Here is a 21,865-nt window from a genome sequence, read left to right as displayed (position 1 = left end):
GTTATTGCTTAACCCCTACAATGCTTTTATTAAACTTAAATAACAGCACTAAACAGGCAAACGAAATAGCTAGTAAAATAAGTGAAAGCTGATGCGCCGCCGTATAATTTAACGATTCAACATGGTCATAAAGCGCAATAGACACCACCTGTGTTTGCCCCTGAATATTACCGCCAATCATTAATACCAAACCAAACTCACCCAATGTGTGCGCAAAGCCTAAAGCAAATGCGCTACCAATACTGGGTTTTAAAAGCGGAATAATTAAATGTACAAAGCGTTTAAACGTGCTTAATCCAAGCGCAATGGCAGCTTCGTTATAGGTTTGATTAATATGCTTAAACCCAGCCACAAGAGGCTGCATAACAAAAGGCAGCGAATAAAAAAGCGACCCAATAACCACACCCTGAAAACTAAACGCAAGCTGTGTACCCGTTAGCCAAAACCAAAACTGCCCAACAGCGTGATCAGGCGAAAATAAAACAAGTAAGTAAAACCCTAATAACGTAGGCGGCAGCACTAAAGGCATTGCAATTAATGCCTCTAAAAATGGTTTAAATTTACCGTTATAACCAGCGAGCTTGTAAGCCAGTGGAATACAAAAAACAAGAAGGAGCACTGCGGTTATAAAGGCAAGTTTTATAGTTAACCACAGCGCGGTTAAATCACTTTGAAGCATTGTTGTCCTTTATTCTGTAACCTAATTCAATTAACTGTTGCTGCGTAGCCTGCGTCATTAAAAATTGCATGAGTTGTTTAGCGCTAGCGAGTTTTTTAGTCGACTTAATAATAACACCTTGTTGAATTATATCGGGATATTGATTGGTAGGCAGCACGGTGTAATCTAAATATTTTTGATCTTGCGTGTTACTGTAAGCTGCCTTTAGTGATGAAACAGCCACCAGCCCTATTCCTACATTACCACTTTGCACAAACTGAAATGCATGCGTAATATTATTACCGTACACATAATTTACTGGCTTTTTAAAATGGTTATTCGCGTAGTGCTCTGAGGCACGCCCGTATGGTGAAAAACGCGGATTAGCAATGGCTACTTTATCATTTACTTTTTCAGCTTTGGGTTGCCACAAAGCAAGTTCGCCTAACGCGTAAGTGATTAAGCTACTTTGCTCGGCATAGCCTTCTTTAATAAGTGATTGCGGTCGAAAATCGTCAGCCGATAAAAACACATCAAATGGCGCACCATGCACTATTTGCGAATATAAAACACCGCTAGAAGCGGCTGATATTTTCACGTCAACATTAGGTAATGGGGATTTTTTTAGTAGGGTTTGCAATACAGTTTTAAAATTACTCGCTACGGCTACTTGCAGCGTTTCTTTTGCGTTTACGCCGCACGAAAGCATGCATGCTATAAGCAAAAAATAACCCAACCATGTATTGTAAAGCTTTGACATTATAAGTATTGTTTCAAAATAAAATGATTTAAGTAAGCAATATATATGAACGATGTTTGCAATGCACCCGGTTTATTGCCAATTGAAACTGCAATACAAAATATACTTGGCTCAATAACGCCTGTTAAAGACGTTGAAACCATCACTATAATGCAAAGCGTTGATCGCGTTTTAGCAAGCGATGTTAAATCAACTATAAACGTACCAGCTCATAACAACTCCGCAATGGATGGCTATGCGCTATGTATTTCAGATAAAAGCTTAACCTATACACAAGTAGGTAGCGTGTTTGCAGGGCAAGTTTTTGAAGAAACGCTTACCCCAGGGCAATGCGTAAGAATAATGACCGGCGCCGCCATTGCACCTGGCGCTAATGGCGTTGTAATGCAAGAAAACGCCTCGGTTGATGGCGACAAAATTACATTTACTGCGCAACCTGAACTAAATGAAAACGTGCGTTTTGCTGGTGAAGATATTGCAATTGACGATGTTATTTTAAAAGCAGGCGATAAATTAAAAGCCGTTGATGTGGGGCTACTTGCATCTTTAGGAATTGCCAATATAGACGTGGTAAGAACCCTAAAAATAGCCGTGCTTTCTACAGGCGATGAGCTAATAGAACCTGGTCAGCCTCTTAAGCAAGGCGCTATTTTTGAAAGTAACCGCGCTGTTATTATTAGTGCGCTGCAACAAAAAAATATAGACGTGCTTGATTTAGGAATTATCCCTGATGACAAAGAACTCATCACTAATGCATTTTTAAAAGCGAATGAACTTGCCGATGCTGTAATAAGCTCAGGCGGTGTATCGGTTGGTGAAGCCGACTTTACTAAAGAAGTGCTCAACGAAATTGGCGAAATTCACTTTTGGAAAATAGCCATGAAACCAGGCAAACCTTTTGCCTTTGGTAAACTAAGTAACAGTTACTTTTTTGGCTTGCCAGGTAACCCTGTGTCGGCTGCTGTTACGTTTAATCAGTTAGTAGAGCCTGCACTGCAAAAGTTGTCGGGGCTTGGTGAAGTAAACCCTAAAATGCGATTTAACGCGGTTACTACATCCGTTATTAAAAAGCGCCCTGGCAGAGCCGACTTTCAGCGAGGTACTGCAACAATTAACGAGCAAGGTGACTTGATGGTTGCCCCGTTTAATAAACAGGGCTCGGGTGTACTTTCGTCGCTTAGTAAAGCTAATTGTTTAATTGTAGTGCCAGCACAAAGCGGCAATATCGAAAAAGGCGCAACAGTAAGTATTGAGTTGCTATAAGCCTAAAATGCTACAGCTAACTGTATAATTTAGCTGTAGCACTGCTGCAAACCTTAAAATATTTTTATATTTAATGTTTGAATTAAACAATTTAACTTTTCGCTACGCCCTACAAACTCTTCTTTGCTCAATTTATTAACACACTTTAGCGCATTTTTAGTCGCAAAGTATCTATCATAACTTAGGCTTCTTTCGCATTTAACACTATACGTTGAGGGCCAAGAGCCACCAGCACCTGTTGCTACTCCAACAACATTACATGTAGCATCTATATACTGCTCCCATGCTGATATTTGCGCTTTAACTGCATCAACTTGGTAATCATCAGTTAGTTGCGCGTAAATTTCATCCATCATTTTACTGATTTTAGTTTTGTATCTATTACCCTCTAAATTATAAATATTCCCAGTGTGCATTGCACCGCCTTCTGGCCAACCATCAGCGCTTTGTGCAAATGCGCCAAATGATGAAATAGCAAAAGCAAACCCAATAATAATTTTATTCATTTTAAATCTCTTTAATACCAATCTGCTTATATATGAGGTCTATTTAACGTTAAGAAAATTACGCTAGAACTAGGCAAAAATTTTTGTATCTAGTTGTTCTAAATAAAAAATTTTTAACGACGTTATAGTGAAATTTAATTCGTTAAATTGATCAAAGATTTATGCAGGTTGGTATAATAGTTAGACAAGATACCTGTAAAAAACGCCTATAAAAAATGCCGCTAAGCTTAGCTGAGCGGCATTATATTATTCAATAAGCTTTTAAAGAGGTCTATTTAAAAACCAAATATTTTTAAATCAAAAAACTTAGTCGCCACTGTATTTATAAATATCACAGCTAGAATGACAGGAATAAACGTTGAAAGTGAAAAGTTAACGTACTTTTCCATCAAGCTTCCCGCATAATTAGGCGAACCTAAGCTTAGCTCCTGCGTTAAGCGTGCTTTTTTCCAGCGGTACATTACAAACAAACACACCATTAAGCCATTAAGCGGTAAAATTGTGTCGTAAAATACATCAACAATAATATCAAAAAAGCTCTTATTCGCGCCACCATAACTGGTGAAAGATGTAAGGCTGTCGATCATACCAAACGACATCGTACATAAAATAGTAAGCACACCGGTTGAAAGTGTAAGGATGCCCAATGCTTTTTTACGGCTAATACCTTTACGGTCACTTAGTGTTGCTGTCGGGACTTCTACTATTGAAACAAGTGAAGTAATCGCTGCAAAAAATACTAATAAAAAGAATGAGAACGCAACAATAGACGCACCTACATAACCAATATCATTTTGCAGTGCTAATAATATTTTAGGTAGGTATACAAAAATCATTGATACAGACGAGTCAGAAAGTGCTGATGGGTCTGTGTTTGGATCAAAGCTAAATATAGCGGGCAACACCATTAGGCCCGCTACAAACGCAACGAGTGAGTCTGTAATAGCGACCATTTTAGCGCTACTTACAATGTCATCTTTTTTAGAAATGTATGACGCGTAAGTCATTAATATACCCATACCCAGCGATAGCGAGAAAAACGCTTGGCTTAATGCGCCATTAAGTACACTTGCACTCATCTTAGAAAAATCAGGAATAATGTAGTATTTAACACCGGCCATTGCGTTATCAAGCGTTAATACATAAGTAACTAAGGCAAGTAGCATGAAAAGTAAGGCTGGCATTAAAAATTTAGCGGCTTTTTCTATGCCTTGTTTAACACCACCTAACAAAATTAAGTTAACAATAATAACCACAACGGCCATATAGCCAAACACAGTGTAACTATTAATAAAAACACCAAAGTGGCCAGGATCTGCAAGTAAATCTAAATTACCGAGGCCTGTTTGCGTTAAGTAACCAAAAATCCAAACCGTAATTACCATATAAAACACAGCAATCATAAATGGTGTAAGCACCGCTAAAAAACCTGCTAGCTTCCATTTTTTATCGTTATGAGATAATAGTTTGTACGAACCAAGTGGATCTTTTTGAGCGTTACGACCCATTGCCATTTCAGCCATCATGACTGGCAAACAAATGAACACGACAAATAAAGCGTAAATTAATAAAAATGCGCCACCACCATTTTTGGTAGCAGAAACCGGAAAACCAACTAAATTACCAATGCCAACAGCCGAACCTGCCGCTGCCATTATGAATCCGAGACGGGAACTAAATCGTTCTCTATTATCGCTCATGCGTAAAACCTTTTTATTATTTTGTATATTTCAGCGACTCTACCAGTGTTACACAGAGATTTTCAAGCAATTACAGCTTAAAAATAAAATCGAAGTGTAAACCTGTGTAAATACGCTTTTAATTCACCAATTTTCAACGCTGTGATAGTATTGCGTTAATCAAATTTAACAATTTTTATGAGATTCCTTATGTTGTACATGATTCACTCAACAGACGTTGAAAACAGCTTAGAGTTTAGAAAAGCAGCACGCCCGGCACATTTAGCACGCCTTAGTGAGCTTGATTCACAAAACCGTTTACTTACCGCAGGTCCGTTTCCGGCAGTTGATAGTGAAGACCCTCAGGAAGCAGGTTTTACCGGTTCATTAGTTGTTGCTGAGTTTGAATCAATTGAAGCAGCTCGAGAATGGGCAGCAGCAGATCCATATGTTGCCGCTGGCGTATATGAAAATACAGTTGTTAAACCTTTTAAAAAGGTGTTCCCTGCTTAAAAGTGTATTAAACCCTAAGAGCGTGTGTTGCACTGTAATTCAGGGTTTGTTCACAAGATTTTAATTAAAATTACTGAGATAAAAGCGAATTTAGCGTTTTTACTTGAATTTTAGTAACTTAGTTAATTAAACTAAGTGAGTCTGGTCTAGGAGTTTTCCATTATGCGCGTATTATTAAGCCTCGGTTTTATTGCTTGTGTTAGCTTAGCTAACTTTGCTCAAGCAGCAACCGCCACCCAAGCATCTCATGCTCAGGTGGACAAAAAGAAAGCCGTAATACTCGCAAAGAAAACAATTGGTGGTAAGACCTTAAAAATCACCGAAAAAACAGATTTTTATACCGTACGAATACTTAAATCTGACGGCCACGTCGTTGATTTACATATAAATAAAAAAACCGGCGAAGTGAAAAAGGATTAAAAATGCGAATTTTAGTTATTGAAGACGATTTACATTTAGCAGACAACCTACGTAATGCTTTAGAAAAAGAACGTTACAGCGTGGACTTATGCCACGACGGTGAAGCAGGTCTTTTCCACATTACAGAATACCCGCTTGATATGGCCGTAGTTGATTTAGGTTTACCTAAAATAGACGGTATTGAGCTAATTAATAAAGCACGTGCACAAGGCATTACTATCCCTATTTTAATCTTAACAGCGCGCGATCGCTGGCAGGATAAAGTAGAAGGTTTAGATGCAGGTGCAGATGACTACCTTACAAAACCATTTCATGTTGAAGAACTCATTGCACGTTGTAATGCATTAATTCGTCGCAGTGCGGGTAAAGCAAATCCTGAAATGACTGCGGGTCCAATTAAAATTCATACACGTTCACAGCAAGTATGGGTTGATGATAAAGAACTTAGCCTTACAGCTTACGAATATAAAGTACTTGAATACTTAATGGTAAATCCTCAAAAAGTAATTTCTAAATCAGAACTTACTGAGCATATTTACGACCAAGATTTCGACCTTGATTCAAACGTAATTGAAGTATTTGTACTGCGCTTGCGTAAAAAGCTTGACCCTGAAGGCGTACTAAACCCAGTAGAAACACTACGTGGGCGTGGTTACAGGCTTAAAAGCCAGTGGTAATACCGCAAATATCGTTAAAAATAAGGCAAGGATTTATCCTTGTCTTTGTTTTATTAGTCGCACTCCCTATCTTATTTTATTCAATTGGCAAAGCGTATTACGCTTCACTTGTTGATGCGACAGAAAAAACCCTCGAAGCACAGCTTTACTCGCTAATATCTGAAGTCGACTTTACTGAGCATGGTATTATTATGCCCAGCACTATCTTAGCGCCTGAGTTAAACAGATTAAATTCAGATACCTACGCAATGATTTATCGTGACGACGATCCTATTTGGAATTCAGAGTCGGCTGTAAATTTAAACTATGTACCACAGCAAATAGAAGCCAAGGCAGGTGCCGCCGACTTCAGGCGCGTAGAGTATAATAATACCGCGTACTGGCAACTTAGCCTGACTGTAATTTTAAACAACATAGATCAATCAGAACAAGCCCGCTTCATATTAGTTAAACGTAACGACGCGCTACTTCGTTTAATGGATGGCTTTAAGCAAACCCTTGTAGATTGGATGTTTATCATGGGGATTGCAATTGCAGGCCTGATGGCGATTGGTTTCATTTGGAGCGCTCGCCCACTCCAACGACTCGATAAAGAAATAAAAGCGATTGAATCGGGTGATATTCAAGAAATTAAAGGCCTCTACCCTGTAGAGCTGCAAACAATAAAAGCAGATCTAAACTTATTGTTAGAGTCGCAACAGCGCCAAAAGGAACGCTACAGAGCCTCATTAAGCGACCTTGCTCATGCACTTAAAACACCGCTTGCGGTATTAAAATCAAGTCCATTGGCAAACGATGCCGATGCACAAGAACAACTCGACCGCATTAATGTGATGATCGAGCACCAATTAAAACGTGCTGCAACAGGTGCATCAGACACGTGGAAAAAACAAACGCCTATTAAACCAGTACTCGATTCAATACTCAGTGCTATGGCAAAAGTATACCGTGATAAAGATATTATTTTTACCTGCACCGTAACCGAAAAAGATTACTTTTTAGGTGACCAAACAGATTTAATGGAATTACTCGGTAACTTGATTGATAACGCCTGTAAAGCGTGTCGCTCGCAAGTAGAAATACAAGTAATCCAAAGTAAAACTCTGTGTATTGGAATTAGCGATGATGGCCCTGGTGTGCCAGAGGATAAACGTGAATCTTTACTTACACGTGGTACTCGCCTCGATACATACGAAAGCGGACACGGCGTAGGCATGGCGATTGTATCTGATTTAGTTAAGTCGTATAACGGGACGCTTACCATTACCGATGCTGATAACTTAGCCGGCGCTCAATTTATCTTAGAGTTTAATTACAATGACAAAAAGTAACTATTTATTAAAACTAACTGCCATTGTGCTATTAACTACAAGCCAGTACAGCTTTGCAGATGAAGCATGTACTTTAGCCGCTAAAGCAACAACCGATGAAGCTAAGCGGTATATTCAATGCCTAGATAGCCAGATTGATAAAGCAAAGCAAGCACAAGGCAGTTGGATACAAAAGCGCAAATATGAGCTAACTAAATCACAAGAAAGCACAGGCAATACGCAAGTATTGCCGTTGTTTATGCGCAGCATTAAAAATAACGAAAAGTACCTTGAGAGTGCCTGCCAATGGCGTTACTTAATAAAACTTCCTAATGCGACAACAGCAGCCATTAGCTATAAACTCTGTGAAATAGAGCTTATAAATCAATTTACAGAATCACTAAAACACCCATTTTAACGTAACTTAAGCACACTAAACTAGTTACGTTTCTTTACTCACTCCCTTTAGCCTACTTGACAATTTATTCATATCAAAACAAACTACCTACTAGTAGATTGCTAAATAGCTAATAGGTAAACAAATGACTAAACCAGTAATAATTATAGGTGGCGGACTGGCCGGCTTATACAGTGCGTATAAATTACAACTGCTTAATATTGAGTACTTATTACTGGAAGCTAAATCGCAATTAGGCGGCCGAATTTTTGCTGCGCAATCACCAATAAATAACGATGTTAGTTTTGATTTGGGTCCTACGTGGATATTTCCTCACCAACCAAAAATCCAAGCTTTAGTAAAGTCACTCCACTTAAGTATATTTGAGCAATACAACAAAGGTGATGTGTTATATCAAGCACCTAACGCCAAGCAGCCTCAACAAATTGCAGGTGCTGGAGATATGCAACTATTTAGACTCAAACACGGCATGAATACCTTAATAACTGCCTTATACGAGCAACTTAATCCTGATTCAGTGTTATTGGAACACAATGTCACTGAGCTTAAAAAAGGTGATAATAACTGGCAAATTACGGTTAATCACTTAGGTAATATAAAGCACCTTACTACTGAAAAACTAATTTCAGCTATTCCTGCTCGTATGGTTACAACACACTTAACACCTGAACTATGGGCTACTCCAACGCTCATAAACTGCCTTAGTAGTGTACCTACATGGATGGCAGGACAAGCCAAATTTATAGCTACTTTTGAACATGCATTTTGGCGTGATAAAAACTTATCAGGACAATGCTTTAGTCGCGTAGGCCCAATGGTCGAAATTCACGATGCCAGTGCTGAAGATGGCAATTACGCCGCATTATTTGGCTTTATAGGTGTGCCCTACTTATCAAGAAACCAAGTAACTAAAGAGCAATTAATTCAAGCCTGTGCCCAGCAGCTTAGCTATTTTTATGGTAAGGATGCTGAAAATGCAACGGGATACTTTATTAAAGACTGGGCAGACGATAAGTTTGTAGCTAATAGAGACGATCAAACTCAACCTTCGCAGCACCCAGAATTTGATTTTTCAAGCTTAGATGAGCAATTAAATAACTTGAACATTCATTTTGTAGCGAGTGAGTTTGCAAAACAAGAAGCAGGATATTTAGAAGGCGCAATAAACGCGGTGGATGACGCTATTAAATTTTTTGTTAATTAATAGCCCTGTATTTACTGATAACTTAACCATCAAGGGCTTTAATTTTACAGCCCTTGATGGTTATAAATGTTAGTTATTTTTAGCAACGTCTTCGCCACTGCCTAGTAGAGTGGCAACCCACTTACCTTCAGCACTGGCTTCTAAACCTATTTTTACAATCATCGTTAATGGCACAGATAAAAGCATACCCACAGTACCTAATAACCAGCCCCAAAATATTAATGATAAAAATACCACTAGCGTTGAAAGACCCAGCCCTTTGCCCAAAAACTTAGGCTCTACAATATTGCCCATTACCGTATTTATTGTTAAATAACCTGCAGCAACCAATCCCGCAATTAACGGACCTTGAGTAATAAGCGCAAGTAATACAGCCGGTACAGCCGCAATAATTGACCCAATATTAGGAATGTAATTGAACATAAATGCCAATACCCCCCACAGCACAAAGTAGTCAACGTCTAAAATCCATAAGTAAAACGCAGCAATAATACCCGTACCTAAACTTACTAGTGTTTTAATTGCCAGATATGAATTAATAGACTCTAAAAAGCGGTCAATTTGCTTCATTTTGCTATCGGGATCTTCAAGTGCCATGTGTATTTTTTTGCTTAGCATTGGCCCTTCAAACAACATAAAAACAACGGTTAAAATAATTAAAAACATGTTTGCCATTACGCCACCTAAACCGGTGAGCATATTAGTGGCTACATCAACCATTTTACCTGGGTCGAACATATTGATTAACTGTTCTTTATTAATCAGTATGTTGTATTGAGATGCTAAATCTACAAGCCATACAAATTCTTCTTTGAGTTGTGTTTTATACTCAGGAAGTTGCTGCGAAAAATCGTTTATTGATTGCCCTACAAGCCCGCCAAGGCTTACACCTAAGCCAACTATAATAAGCACTACCAACATAACAGCAATGCCTTTAGGAATTCGGTAGCGCGCAAAAAACTTGATAAGCGGATTACAAATAATGGCAATAAACGCCGCCAAAATAAACGGAATAATAATTACACTTGCCGCTTTTATCCCCGCGAGTACGACCACTAAGGAAGCAAAAACTATTAAGCTTTTATTTACTCCAGTTAAACTTGCCAATTTATTAATCCTTTTATTAATGATATGGCTTTAGTGTAAGGCAAAAGGTAATTAAATGAAATAATTACGAAGTGATCATAAAAGCCTGTTTTACGTATAAATTTGCAAAGCTGTTTGCTAGCGAGTATGTTTTTTAATCACTTGCTACTATTTTATTGTAAGGATTAATAATGCATGTATTTGTTACTGGCGCGACGGGATTAATTGGTAAGCACTTATGCCCTTTTTTACTTCATCATAATACTGTTACTGTGCTTAGCCGAAATCCGACTAAAGCAAACGTATTATTGGGCCATAAAGTTAAAGCCGTAAGCAATGTCAATGCAGTAGATTTTAACACTGTTAATATTGTTATTAATTTAGCTGGCGAACCTATTGTAAATAAACGCTGGAGCGACAAACAAAAGCAAATAATACGCGACAGCCGTATTGGTGTTACACAACAAATTAGTGAAGCTATTAAAGCTTGTAGCACTGCCCCGCATACCTATATATCTGGAAGCGCCGTTGGGTTTTATGGTCGACAAAATAGTAACCCTATTGATGAAACTTTTGAAAACCCACACGACGAATTTAGCCACCAGCTTTGTAAAGACTGGGAAAATGCAGCGCTACTCGCGCAATCAGAACACACCAGAGTGTGCCTTTTGCGCACGGGTATTGTTTTAGCTAAAAAAGGTGGAGCATTAAGTAAAATGCTCCCTGCCTTTAAATTGTGTTTAGGCGGCCCAATTGGTAATGGCGAGCAAGGAATGTCGTGGATACACATCGACGATATGATTCAGCTAATACTCTTCATTATTAAGCATCCAGAAATATCTGGCCCTGTTAACGCAACTGCGCCAAATCCTGTAAGCAATGCTCAATTTGGTAAAAGCTTAGGCGAGGCGTTATCGCGACCTGCATTTATCACTATGCCCACTGCAGTACTTAAACTATTAATGGGTGAAATGTCAGACTTACTAACAACGGGACAATTTGTAGTCCCTAAAAAGGCACTCGTTCATAATTATCGTTTTCATCATCCTGATATTAAATCAGCTTTAGAGAGTTTGGTTTAGCGGGCGTTAATAATTCTTGAGGTAAAATATAAAAATTGAAAAAGCAATCCTTTTAACTGAATTGACCTTTTCTTATTAATACATAATAATTACAACAGTTAGTTAAATATATATTTCATCATTTTATAATAAAGAGAATAAATCATGTTTCATTTGCCTACTGTGATCTTCTTCTCTTTTATCCTTAACTTGTTCATAAGCTTATTTTTTCTCTCAATTTATAAATATAAAAAACAAACATCTTTTTTATTATTTGGTTTAGCCTGTGCCACATTTGCATTAGCCGAAATACTGGCATGTTTGCGCTTATTCATAGACTTTCCTTTAATAACCCACTATTTAGCTAGTGTTTCAATGATTACTAGCCCACTTTTAATTATTGTTGGACTATATAAATACAAAAACGTACAAAATATTAGCTTAATGCCTCTTTACTGCATATTTGGTTTTTCTAGCTTATTGTTATTGGCAATTTATCCTTTCGGTGCAGCAAAAATGCTAACGAGTTTAGTAATTTCCGGATTATTTATTTACACAGCGTATTTAATCAAAAGCATGAGCTTTGTTGCTAAAGCCCAGAAAAAGGCGTTAATTACCTGCTTTTTAGTGCACAGTGGAGTTATGTTTTTAAATGCTATATTTCTATCAATACCGGTACTTAGTTCGAGTATTCAAGATGTAGCAACCCCTTTGCAAATTGTGCTTATTAGTCATTTACTATTAGCCACACTGAGTGCTCTTATACTGCCATTTTTGTTATTTTCTAATAGTGAATATACGCTATCGAACCTTGCCAATACCGACTCTCTTACACAGTTATTTAATCGCAGAGGTTTCTTTAATAACGCCAAAGCAGTCCTTAAACAACCTAATAACAATGATATAAATGTATCTATAATTATTCTAGATATTGACTTTTTTAAGCATGTAAACGATAAGTACGGCCACGACACGGGCGATCAAGCAATTAAATGGATTGCGCAGCACATAAAAGAGCAATTTATTGATGAGGGTATTTGCGCCAGAATAGGCGGTGAAGAATTTGCAATATTACTACCAGACTATTCCCTACGAGCAGCTAAAGAATATGCAGAGCACTTACGTGAAAATATTTCTAAGCATCCGTTTTATTATCAAAACGCGCATATAAAACTATCTGTGAGCGCGGGAGTGAGTCACTCTGTAAATGGTAAAATGAGTGTAAAAGACTTACTGTCGTTGGCTGATAAACGCCTTTATCTTGCTAAAGAAACCGGCAGAGATAAAGTAGTTAGCTTTGACGAAAAAAACCTCTTAATGCAGTGCTAATTATTTTACAAGCTATTATAAAAAAGGTTCCTCCTATAAAAACGTGGTAACTCTTTGTATTTATAGCGACTTGCTCCTATTTAGTTATATCAATTAGCTCAAGTATTTATGCAGGTTAGTATTAATCCTCTACATAAAAAAAGCCCTTCATTCGAAGGGCTTTGGTATACACACAATAGAGTTAATAAACTACTTACAAGACAGTGTAGCTTCGCCTGCTTTATTTGGCACAAACTGAATATTAGCCACAGAAATTGATGCTTTACCATTGCTGCGTAAGCTAAATGGGCTTGTTAGGTTTGCAAAATTAACACCCTTATCAGCAAAACAACCTAAATCGATTGATACTGACTGCCATTTATTCTCAATGGTTTTATCCACTACGTTTGCTAAATCAATGCTTGCACCACATTCACCCGAGCAAGTCATAGCAAGTGCTATATCGCTCGTTAGTGCTTCGTTTAATTTAATATCAAAGCTAATCACACTATCGGCTTCAACGTAGGCAATGGTATCTTCTGCAAAGCTTGTTACTATTTCAGCACTGGCTTTTTCTGCACCGCTAAAGCTAAATTGGCGAGCGTCTTCTTGTACTATTTTGTCCTCAGTTCGGTATTTAATTGCACCAAATTCATGAGTACTACTCGATACATCTAAAAGCTCATTGCCCGATTTTAACAATAAGCGCCATGGTGCTACAGGTGCACCAACAAGTATATCCATACTCGTAAGCCCTGAGTTATCAAGTTTAGAGTCTTCATCAAGGTCGTCAGCTAATACGTTTTTATCGCCGTACGTTAAACCAAAACCATAAGGGAGTAATGGGTCGTAATTTTCATCGCCTTTATTAACTGCAGTTTGTACCGCTGATTTAGGCCAAGAAAACGATAATTTACCTTTAAAGTTATTTTGAATGGTGCCGTCTGCCGCTTTTAATAAAACATCAGCAATACCTGCGCCTTCTGTACCTGGCAACCATGCAGCTACAAACGCGTCAGATGCGTTAAGTTCGCTGTTAACCCACATAGGTCGACCTGATATAAACACCGATACAACAGGGATACCTTGCTCTTTTAGCGAGCTTAAAAGTGCTAATGACTTTTTATTTCCGCGCTCAAACTCAAGGTTATCTTTATCGCCGTGCCCTTCTGCGTAAGGTTCTTCACCAAATACAACAATGGCAACATCAGGACGTTGATCAAACGTACCATCAGCACTTAAAGTAACACTTCCACCTGCTGCAGATATTTGTTCTTCAAGCCCTTTATATATAGAAGTAGCACCAGGGAAATCAGCATTTTTATTATTAGTCCCCTGCCACGTAATACTCCAACCACCCGACTGTTTACCTATATTATCAGCACCATCACCTGCAACAAGTACGCGTTGATTAGCTGCGATAGGTAATAGGTTATTTTTATTTTTAAGTAATACAAGCGATTCGCGCACAGCTTGGCGTGCGACTTCGCGGTGCTCTTGGGCACCAATTAGCTCTGTTTTTCCAGAGTAAAGACGCTTAGCCGGACTTGGTTTATCAAATAACCCAGCGCGTAACTTTACGCGTAAAATACGTGCAACCGCATCATCAATGCGGCTCATACTTATTTTACCTGCATTTACTTGTGCAATTGTATTTTCATATAATGGCTTCCACGCGCCTGTTGGCACCATAAAAATATCAAGACCAGCGTTTACAGCTTCTGGGCAGCTTTCGTTAGTACAGCCTTTAATTTGCCCATGACCGTTCCAATCGCCTACTACGAATCCATCAAAACCCATTCGTGTTTTTAATACATCAGTAAGTAAATATTTATTGCCGTGATTTTTAACGCCATTCCAGCTATTAAAAGATGCCATAACCGATTGGCTACCTGCAGACAAGCCACCTACATAACCTTGGGCATGAATATCAAATAGCGACTGTTCGCTATCTATATTATTTCCCTGATCATCCCCATCAACCGTGCCACCGTCGCCAATAAAGTGTTTAACGGTACTAATTACACGCTTGTCACTTAAAAAGTCGCCATCGGCTTTACCTTGTAAGCCATTTACTATGGCTGCTGAGTAATCGTGAACAATCTTTGGATCTTCTGAGTAGCCTTCGTACGTTCTGCCCCATCGGTCGTCTCGTACTACTGCTACAGTGGGTGCAAATACCCAATCTATCCCCGTAGCCATTACTTCTACTGCGGTAATAGACGCTATTTTCTCTATTAAATCTGGGTTATTAGCCGCGCCTAAACCAATATTATGTGGAAAAAGCGTCGCGCCAATTACGTTATTATGACCATGTACTGCATCGGTGCCCCACATAGTTGGGATACTACTACCATCAAGTGAGTCATCGACAGAAGCTTGATAAAAGCTCTCAGCTAAGGCTACCCAGTCCATTGGTGTTGCATGTTTGTCGCCATTAGGGAATGCTCCACCGCCATTAAGGTATGAACCGAAGCCATATTTACGCATGTCTTCAACGGTAATATCACGAATTTCTGGCTGAATCATTTGAGCAACCTTTTGCTCAAGTGTCATGGCTTTTAAATAGTTAACTATTTTAGCTTCAATATCGGCATCTTTTTTAACGGCAATATTAAGTTTTGGCCAAATTTGCGCTGTTTTAGATAACGTTTCATTAGTTTCAACCGATGCCACTGCGTCGTTTGAACAAGCCGATAAAGTACCTACTGATGCAATTAATGTTGCTAAGGCTATTTTATTAAGTGTAAAAGGGGTTTTCATTATAGAGTCTCCTGCGCTTGAACTGGTTTGCTACCGCTTAAACCATAGAACACGATAAATATGTAACATAAAATAGGTAAAACATACGAAAGTTGAACACCCACACTATCAGCAAGTGTACCTTGTAAAAGTGGCACTATTGCACCACCCACAATCGCCAAACACAAAATACCAGAGCCTTGAGCTGTATGCTTACCAAGCCCATTTAACGCTAAACTAAAAATAGTGGGGAACATAATAGAATTAAATAAACCAACCAATAGTATTGACCACATTGCTAATTGACCCGACGTGCTCATGGCAATAACGACTAAAATAATAGCCATGGTTGCGTTAAAGCCAAGTACTTTACCAGCAGGTAATTTTTGCATTACAGCAGCACCAATAAAACGCCCAACCATAGCACCACCAAAATAATAAGTGATGTAATGAGCTGCAGCATGCTCTTTTAGCCCTGCTATATTTTCTTGTGCTAAAAAGCTTACTAAAAAGCTACCAATTGCCACTTCTGCGCCAACGTACATAAATATACCCACAGCACCTAATACAAGATGGCGATACTGCCAAGCACTGCCTTCAATTGCCTCTGATTTTTCGGCTTCTGCTTTTTGCTCGCTCATAATGTCTGGTAATTTAAGCCATGCAAAAATACCGGCTAGTAAAATAAGCATTGCAGCTAAAAGGAGGTAAGGAAGTTGAACTGACTCTGCATTTTGTGCAGGTGTTAAAAAGGCTTCTGACGCTGAGTCCAGAATTAACAGAGCACCAAATGATGGCGCAACCGTAGTACCTAACGCGTTAAAAGCTTGAGTAAGCGTTAAACGAGACGACGCTGTTTTTGCTGAACCCAACAAACTTACATAAGGATTTGCAGATACTTGTAATAACGTTATGCCACTGGCGAGTACAAATAAAGCGAATAAAAATACAGGATAACTATGTAAAGACGCTGCTGGGTAAAATAAGACACACCCTACTGCCGCAATTAAAAGCCCAACCACGATTCCTTTTTTATAACCAAGCTTTTTAACAATGTGTCCACTAGGGAGTGACATTAAAAAGTAAGCGCCAAAAAAGCAAAACTGCACAAGCATTGCTTGTACATACGTTAAATCGAAAACCGCTTTTAAATGCGGAATCAAAATATCATTTAAGCAGGTAATAAAACCCCACATAAAAAATAGTGAAGTTAAAGATGTAAGTGCAAAACCATAGTTTTTATCTTGGTGGTTTTGCGACTGTGTGTGATGTCAGTGGTGCTGAACTAGCCATGTGCTCTCCGCAATTTATTATTATAAATTGATCTTCAGTAAGTAATTAATACAAACCCCGCTAAGGCGCAGTATTTAAGAGTTGACCTGAAGATTAATTAACATTAATCTAAAAATGTAAGCGCTTTCACGGCTAATTAAATACGAACATGTTACATATTTCAACAACTTTTATTTTTAATAATGTTTTGTACCCGCTGAAAGTCAGTAAAAATAAGCGCTAAGCGTGCAATTAAGTTCTCAAAAAGGTTTGTAACCAATGACAAAAATATCATTACCATTTAATTCACCTCTATTAACAAAAGACTTTGTTTATGGTGTAGCTACAGCATCATTTCAGATAGAGGGCGGATATGAGCATCGCTTACCGTGTATTTGGGATACCTTTTGTAGTACTGCAGGTAAAATTGCTGACAATTCACATGGTCATATTGCCTGCGATCATTACAACAATTGGCAACAAGACATAGATTTAATAGAGTCTCTAGGTGTTGATGCTTACAGGCTTTCTATTTCATGGCCTCGCGTGATGACTCAAGACGGAAAGTTAAATCCCGTAGGCGTTAAGTTTTATACTGATATTTTAGATGAACTAAAACGAAAAAATATAAAAGCCTTTGTTACTTTGTACCACTGGGATTTACCGCAACACCTTGAAGATGAAGGCGGCTGGCTCAACAGAAAAACTGCTTACGCATTTGAGAAATACGTAGAACTAATTACTAACACATTTGGAACACGAGTGTATTCTTACGCTACATTAAACGAACCCTTTTGCAGCGCGTTTTTGGGTTACGAAATTGGCATACATGCCCCGGGCTTAGTCGGCAAGCAGTATGGTAAAAAAGCAGCTCATCACTTATTACTCGCTCATGGTCTGGCCATGAACGTGCTAAATAAAACATCGCCTAATACTCAAAACGGCATTGTGCTTAACTTTACACCCGCATATCCACTTACCGATAATCAACAAGACATAGACAGTGCCAAATACGCTGATGACTACTTAAATCAGTGGTACATGAAACCAATAATGGATGGTAAATACCCGGATATAATTAACCAACTACCAAGCGATCATTTACCAGACATACATCCAGGTGATATGGAATTAATTTCTCAGCCAATTGATTACTTAGGCATTAACTTTTATACCCGCCAAATTTATAAGGCGCACCCTACTGACATTTATGAACCCATTGCACCTACAGGTCCGTTGACTGATATGGGATGGGAAATTTATCCGCAATCGTTCACCGATTTGCTCGTATCGCTTAATAAAACATACACCCTACCGCCTATTTATATAACCGAAAATGGCGCAGCCATGCCCGATACATATAATAATGGTGAAGTTAACGACTTAGACCGTTTAAGTTATTATAATACTCACTTAAACGCGGTTCATGATGCAGTTGAACAAGGTGTTATTATTCATGGCTATTTTGCTTGGAGCTTAATGGATAATTTTGAATGGGCAGAAGGCTACTTAAAACGTTTTGGTATTGTGTATGTTGACTATAAAACGCAGCAGCGCACTATTAAAAATAGTGGCTTAGCTTATAAAGAACTCATCTCTAAAAGATAAAAGTATACCCATAACTAAAAACAAGTATAAAGCGGGATAAACAATCATGGTCAGTGTAAAAGAAAAAATAGCGTATGGCTTAGGCGACACCGCTAGTAATATTATTTTTCAAACAGTTATGATGTTTTTAATGCTGTACTACACAGACGTAGTGGGTTTATCGCCTGCTGTTGTAGGTACTATGTTTTTAGCAGTGCGTGTTTTTGATGCCGTAACCGACCCATTAATGGGTAACCTTGCTGACAAAACACATACGCGCTGGGGGCACTTTCGCCCCTACTTACTTTGGCTTGCACTTCCTTTTGCTATTATAAGTATTTTAGCGTTCACTACGCCCGATTTAGAAGGCACCGATAAAATAATTTATGCCTTTACTACTTACACACTTCTTATGGTTGTCTACACCGCTATTAATATCCCTTATTGTGCATTGGGCGGCGTACTTACTGCAGACGTAAAAGAACGCGTTACTATTCAGTCTTACCGGTTTGTATTTGGTATGCTAGGCGGCGTAATAGTAGCGGGTTGTACTATGCCAATGGTTGAGTATTTTGGCCAAGGCGATGCTGCCAAAGGCTATCAATACACAATGACTGCAATGAGCATTTTAGGTTTTGTACTGTTTTTACTTTGTTTTTTAGGCACAAAAGAGCGTATACAACAGCCAAAAGTGTTAAAGCCTTAATTAAAAACGATCAGTGGCGAACACTTTGCTTAGCTGCATTTTTTTTACTTACCGGGCAAGTATTAAGGCTTACGCTTGCTGTTTACTACGTAAAATATTATTTAGGCCGCGACGATTTAATCACCTTATTTATGACCCTAGGCGTTGCAGCCAGCATGGTAGGTTGTGCTTTAGCTCAACCACTTGCAAAGCGCTTTTGTAAGATAAAGGCCTATATAAGCTTACAAGTTATTGCCGCCGCTATTTGTGGTTTTAGTTACTTTATTAGTAAAGACTCTTTAGTATTGGCATTTACTGCCTTTATTTTATGGAAATTCTTTTTAGATATGGCAACCCCGTTGTTGTGGGCAAAAATGGCCGACACCATAGATTACGGGCATGAAAAAACAGGTGTACGCATTACGGGTTTGGTTTATTCTGGCGTCATATTTTTTATTAAAATGGGTGTGGCTGTAGGCGGTGCAATTGCAGGCTGGTTATTATCTTTTTACAGCTATCAGGCCGATGCAGTACAAACCCTCGACACCCAACACGGTATTTTACTTTCATTTACTGTACTACCTGCTTTTGGCTCATTATTTGTTGCCTACATAATGAAAAAATATACACTAACTAATCAAGTTGTTGAAAATATTCAATCTAAACTAACAGCTAGTTAAGATATCCACTCTAAGGTATTATTTAGCCGAAATAGTTAAGGATAAGCGAGTGAACAAATAACATGGCAACAATTTATCAAGTCTCAGAGCTTGCGGGCGTATCGTTAGCCACCGTTTCTCGCGTGATGAACAAAAATACCCGCGTAAGCGATAAAACTAAACAAAAAGTGCTTGATGCCATGGAGCAGCTTGGCTACAAGCCTAATTCAATAGCGCAATCTTTAGCCTCTAACTGCACTAACAGTGTCGGTATTTTAGTGTCTGAGTTACATGGTCCTTTCTTTGCCCAAATGATGGCAGGTATTGAGTCAGAACTGCGTACAGCAGGTAAACACGTAATTATTACCACCGGACACAGTGAAGAAGACAAAGAACAAGAAGGCATTGAATTTTTAATTAGCAGGCGCTGCGATGCCATTATTTTGCACGTAGAAGCCGTATCAGATGACTACCTAATAAAACTAAGCCAAGGCTCTACACCCGTTTATTTAATGAGCCGTTACGTAGAGCAATTAAAAGACAACTGTATCAGCCTAGATAACCAACTAGGTGGCTACCTGGCCACTAAATCGATATTAAATCAAGGGCATACACAAATAGCGTACATTGCAGGTCCGCAGTTTAAAGCCGATGCATTTAATAGACTTGAAGGCCATAAACAAGCACTTGCAGAAGCTGGTATTAAATTTGACCCTGCGCTTTATTATATTGGCGACTTTAACGAAACCGGTGGTAGTAAAGGCTTAAAACATTTTATTGATGAAAAACTTAGCTTTACCGCACTGGTATGCGCCAATGACGAAATGGCCTCCGGTGCTATGAAGTATGCAAGAGAGCACGGTTATAATTTACCAAACGATTTATCGATTGTTGGATTTGATAACGTTATTTTTGCAAACTACCTGTACCCTACACTCACCACCATAGATAATCCTGTCGGGAAAATGGGCGAAATGGCAGCTAAATTAGTGCTTAAAGACGTATATCAAAATAAAAACCTCGTTATAAATCGGTTTTTTGAACCCACTTTAATACAGCGCGATTCATCAGCACCACTTGTTACATCCAATTGAATGTTAAAGTATAGAATAAAAAACCAGCGAAATTTTAAACTAGTATAATATCAAAGGATAATTTCAATCTATTTTTTCAACACGTTATTTTATCTATATAAAGTATGATTATCTCGTAAAACGCACTATATTTGTTTCAAAAGCTTTTTCGTTAAATTTTAAATATAACAAATGTGATAGATAATATTATGAAGTCAAAAATAAATAATAAAAATAATAAAAATCTAGTAACAATTATTGTCTTGTTAATAATTGGTATATCTATTTTTAGTTTTCAATATTTTGATTCTGGCGAAAAGTCAGTAACAATTTGGGAAAAAACAGCAGATAAAGCGAAAGAAACAGCATATATCAGTAAAATTGCTATTTATGATGAATCTTGTAATGAGATTATTTATGACGTTTTTTATGAAAATGTAAAAAATAGCCCCAAAGAAGTAAGCGAACTTGGGATTAGTCATAAAGATGTGAATAGTGGTTATGCAAAAAAAGAAGATGGTACTATTGATTATTCTTTTTGGATTAGCTCAGAAGGTGGGAAAGGCTTAAGGGGTTTACCATTGAGTGAACTTAAAGATGGCAGTGGTTCAATCAAATATAGAGCTTGGATAACTCCTGAAACAAAATCTGCTGAAACAGATGGGTTTTCTGCATTTATTAGATCTTTTGATGATAACGATAATCAAATAAACCTTTTTGACCAAGTAGAAATTAAGCACACTAAGTTTTGGGACAATAGTTGTAGTTAAAAGCATCTAAACTTATAAAATTGGTTTTGTACCTAGTTTGAATCTGATAATACAGCAGATGACAAAAATAAAATATATATAAAAAACTGAGAGAATATCAATCTCTCAGTTTCCTAACAACCTAGCTAAATGTTAACACCATTCAGTTAAGCATGTTTTGACTTAATGGTGTACCGAGTTTTTGAAATTCGAACGGTCCTACTTTTGGGCCGTT

Annotated in this window: 18 protein-coding genes and 2 pseudogenes; 13 read left to right on the top strand and 7 right to left on the bottom strand. The window is 38.1% G+C overall.

Annotation, left to right across the window (positions count from 1 at the left end; genetic code table 11):
* Position 1 precedes the first annotated feature (1 nt).
* Together modB and modA are read right to left on the bottom strand one after the other, a co-directional pair.
* Positions 2-679, bottom strand: coding sequence for a molybdate ABC transporter permease subunit (gene modB, locus GQR55_RS11625; RefSeq protein WP_166420724.1), 678 nt, complete (start codon positions 677-679; stop codon positions 2-4).
* The gene (gene modA, locus GQR55_RS11620; protein ID WP_206012080.1) at positions 666-1,418 is read right to left on the bottom strand and encodes a molybdate ABC transporter substrate-binding protein; all 753 of its coding nucleotides are present in this window, start codon (positions 1,416-1,418) and stop codon (positions 666-668) included. The genes modB and modA overlap by 14 nt, the downstream gene beginning before the upstream one ends.
* Before the next feature lie 45 nt (positions 1,419-1,463).
* Here modA and glp point away from each other — a divergent pair, with 45 nt between their 5' ends.
* On the top strand, positions 1,464-2,681 hold the full coding sequence (gene glp, locus GQR55_RS11615) for a gephyrin-like molybdotransferase Glp (RefSeq protein WP_166420723.1): 1,218 nt from the start codon (positions 1,464-1,466) through the stop codon (positions 2,679-2,681).
* A 53-nt stretch (positions 2,682-2,734) separates the two neighbouring features.
* On the opposite strand, the gene GQR55_RS11610 is transcribed toward glp, so the two are convergent.
* Entirely contained in the window at positions 2,735-3,187 is a 453-nt protein-coding gene (locus tag GQR55_RS11610; RefSeq protein ID WP_166420722.1) for a DUF1311 domain-containing protein, read from the bottom strand.
* A 275-nt stretch (positions 3,188-3,462) separates the two neighbouring features.
* On the bottom strand, positions 3,463-4,887 hold the full coding sequence (locus GQR55_RS11605; protein ID WP_166420721.1) for a sodium-dependent transporter: 1,425 nt from the start codon (positions 4,885-4,887) through the stop codon (positions 3,463-3,465).
* 189 nt (positions 4,888-5,076) lie between these two features.
* Here GQR55_RS11605 and GQR55_RS11600 point away from each other — a divergent pair, with 189 nt between their 5' ends.
* From GQR55_RS11600 to GQR55_RS11575, 6 genes are all read left to right on the top strand, one after another.
* Complete coding sequence (locus GQR55_RS11600; RefSeq protein WP_197181348.1) at positions 5,077-5,379, top strand: YciI family protein; 303 nt, start codon at positions 5,077-5,079, stop codon at positions 5,377-5,379.
* Positions 5,380-5,541: 162 nt separating this feature from the next.
* Complete coding sequence (locus GQR55_RS11595; RefSeq protein ID WP_166420720.1) at positions 5,542-5,799, top strand: PepSY domain-containing protein; 258 nt, start codon at positions 5,542-5,544, stop codon at positions 5,797-5,799.
* Between the two features lie 2 nt (positions 5,800-5,801).
* Complete coding sequence (locus tag GQR55_RS11590; protein ID WP_007375447.1) at positions 5,802-6,476, top strand: response regulator transcription factor; 675 nt, start codon at positions 5,802-5,804, stop codon at positions 6,474-6,476.
* Positions 6,470-7,807 (top strand): ATP-binding protein, encoded by a 1,338-nt coding sequence (locus GQR55_RS11585; RefSeq protein ID WP_166420719.1) that lies wholly within the window; start codon positions 6,470-6,472, stop codon positions 7,805-7,807. The genes GQR55_RS11590 and GQR55_RS11585 overlap by 7 nt, the downstream gene beginning before the upstream one ends.
* Positions 7,794-8,204: a hypothetical protein gene (locus tag GQR55_RS11580; protein WP_007585278.1), complete on the top strand. Its 411-nt coding sequence runs from the start codon at positions 7,794-7,796 to the stop codon at positions 8,202-8,204. The genes GQR55_RS11585 and GQR55_RS11580 overlap by 14 nt, the downstream gene beginning before the upstream one ends.
* 124 nt (positions 8,205-8,328) lie before the next feature.
* Positions 8,329-9,408 (top strand): FAD-dependent oxidoreductase, encoded by a 1,080-nt coding sequence (locus GQR55_RS11575; RefSeq protein WP_166420718.1) that lies wholly within the window; start codon positions 8,329-8,331, stop codon positions 9,406-9,408.
* 69 nt (positions 9,409-9,477) lie between these two features.
* Here GQR55_RS11575 and GQR55_RS11570 read toward each other — a convergent pair whose 3' ends face one another.
* Positions 9,478-10,515 carry an AI-2E family transporter gene (locus GQR55_RS11570; protein ID WP_007585280.1) on the bottom strand — a complete coding sequence of 346 codons (1,038 nt, stop codon included), beginning with the start codon at positions 10,513-10,515 and terminating at the stop codon, positions 9,478-9,480.
* Between the two features lie 170 nt (positions 10,516-10,685).
* Between GQR55_RS11570 and GQR55_RS11565 the strand changes: the two genes are divergently transcribed.
* A complete protein-coding gene (locus GQR55_RS11565; RefSeq protein ID WP_166420717.1) occupies positions 10,686-11,576 on the top strand; it encodes a TIGR01777 family oxidoreductase in 891 nt (296 codons plus the stop codon).
* Between the two features lie 354 nt (positions 11,577-11,930).
* Positions 11,931-12,884, top strand: a complete 954-nt coding sequence (locus GQR55_RS11560; protein ID WP_197118788.1) for a GGDEF domain-containing protein — start codon at positions 11,931-11,933, stop codon at positions 12,882-12,884.
* Positions 12,885-13,073: 189 nt separating this feature from the next.
* Here the strand turns inward: GQR55_RS11560 and GQR55_RS11555 are convergent, their stop codons facing one another.
* Both GQR55_RS11555 and GQR55_RS11550 read right to left on the bottom strand, forming a co-directional pair.
* A complete protein-coding gene (locus tag GQR55_RS11555; protein WP_166420716.1) occupies positions 13,074-15,626 on the bottom strand; it encodes a glycoside hydrolase family 3 N-terminal domain-containing protein in 2,553 nt (850 codons plus the stop codon).
* Positions 15,626-16,898, bottom strand: a pseudogene (locus tag GQR55_RS11550) (sugar MFS transporter). The gene GQR55_RS11555 and the pseudogene GQR55_RS11550 overlap by 1 nt, the downstream one beginning before the upstream one ends.
* A gap of 258 nt (positions 16,899-17,156) precedes the next feature.
* Here GQR55_RS11550 and GQR55_RS11545 point away from each other — a divergent pair.
* The 4 genes and pseudogenes from GQR55_RS11545 to GQR55_RS11530 all read left to right on the top strand — a co-directional run bounded on the left by GQR55_RS11545 (position 17,157) and on the right by GQR55_RS11530 (position 21,651).
* Positions 17,157-18,485 (top strand): GH1 family beta-glucosidase, encoded by a 1,329-nt coding sequence (locus tag GQR55_RS11545; protein WP_166420715.1) that lies wholly within the window; start codon positions 17,157-17,159, stop codon positions 18,483-18,485.
* A gap of 46 nt (positions 18,486-18,531) precedes the next feature.
* Positions 18,532-19,829 (top strand): annotated as a pseudogene (locus GQR55_RS11540) (MFS transporter).
* Positions 19,830-19,891: 62 nt separating this feature from the next.
* Entirely contained in the window at positions 19,892-20,902 is a 1,011-nt protein-coding gene (locus GQR55_RS11535; protein ID WP_166420714.1) for a LacI family DNA-binding transcriptional regulator, read from the top strand.
* A gap of 188 nt (positions 20,903-21,090) precedes the next feature.
* A complete protein-coding gene (locus tag GQR55_RS11530; RefSeq protein ID WP_166420713.1) occupies positions 21,091-21,651 on the top strand; it encodes a hypothetical protein in 561 nt (186 codons plus the stop codon).
* Positions 21,652-21,865: the final 214 nt, after the last annotated feature.

This window comes from Pseudoalteromonas sp. Z1A8 (assembly GCF_011378855.1).
Lineage (GTDB): Bacteria > Pseudomonadota > Gammaproteobacteria > Enterobacterales > Alteromonadaceae > Pseudoalteromonas.
The sequence above is the reverse complement of the archived record's forward strand: the minus strand, read 5'-3'. Positions and strand labels throughout refer to the sequence as shown.

What these genes read in the sequence shown, in the direction of transcription:
- modB (WP_166420724.1), bottom strand. Translation starts at nt 679, where the DNA reads ATGCTTCAAAGTGATTTAACCGCGCTGTGGTTAACTATAAAACTTGCC.
- modA (WP_206012080.1), bottom strand. Translation starts at nt 1,418, where the DNA reads ATGTCAAAGCTTTACAATACATGGTTGGGTTATTTTTTGCTTATAGCA.
- glp (WP_166420723.1), top strand. Translation starts at nt 1,464, where the DNA reads ATGAACGATGTTTGCAATGCACCCGGTTTATTGCCAATTGAAACTGCA.
- GQR55_RS11610 (WP_166420722.1), bottom strand. Translation starts at nt 3,187, where the DNA reads ATGAATAAAATTATTATTGGGTTTGCTTTTGCTATTTCATCATTTGGC.
- GQR55_RS11605 (WP_166420721.1), bottom strand. Translation starts at nt 4,887, where the DNA reads ATGAGCGATAATAGAGAACGATTTAGTTCCCGTCTCGGATTCATAATG.
- GQR55_RS11600 (WP_197181348.1), top strand. Translation starts at nt 5,077, where the DNA reads ATGTTGTACATGATTCACTCAACAGACGTTGAAAACAGCTTAGAGTTT.
- GQR55_RS11595 (WP_166420720.1), top strand. Translation starts at nt 5,542, where the DNA reads ATGCGCGTATTATTAAGCCTCGGTTTTATTGCTTGTGTTAGCTTAGCT.
- GQR55_RS11590 (WP_007375447.1), top strand. Translation starts at nt 5,802, where the DNA reads ATGCGAATTTTAGTTATTGAAGACGATTTACATTTAGCAGACAACCTA.
- GQR55_RS11580 (WP_007585278.1), top strand. Translation starts at nt 7,794, where the DNA reads ATGACAAAAAGTAACTATTTATTAAAACTAACTGCCATTGTGCTATTA.
- GQR55_RS11575 (WP_166420718.1), top strand. Translation starts at nt 8,329, where the DNA reads ATGACTAAACCAGTAATAATTATAGGTGGCGGACTGGCCGGCTTATAC.
- GQR55_RS11565 (WP_166420717.1), top strand. Translation starts at nt 10,686, where the DNA reads ATGCATGTATTTGTTACTGGCGCGACGGGATTAATTGGTAAGCACTTA.
- GQR55_RS11560 (WP_197118788.1), top strand. Translation starts at nt 11,931, where the DNA reads ATGATTACTAGCCCACTTTTAATTATTGTTGGACTATATAAATACAAA.
- GQR55_RS11555 (WP_166420716.1), bottom strand. Translation starts at nt 15,626, where the DNA reads ATGAAAACCCCTTTTACACTTAATAAAATAGCCTTAGCAACATTAATT.
- GQR55_RS11545 (WP_166420715.1), top strand. Translation starts at nt 17,157, where the DNA reads ATGACAAAAATATCATTACCATTTAATTCACCTCTATTAACAAAAGAC.
- GQR55_RS11535 (WP_166420714.1), top strand. Translation starts at nt 19,892, where the DNA reads ATGGCAACAATTTATCAAGTCTCAGAGCTTGCGGGCGTATCGTTAGCC.
- GQR55_RS11530 (WP_166420713.1), top strand. Translation starts at nt 21,091, where the DNA reads ATGAAGTCAAAAATAAATAATAAAAATAATAAAAATCTAGTAACAATT.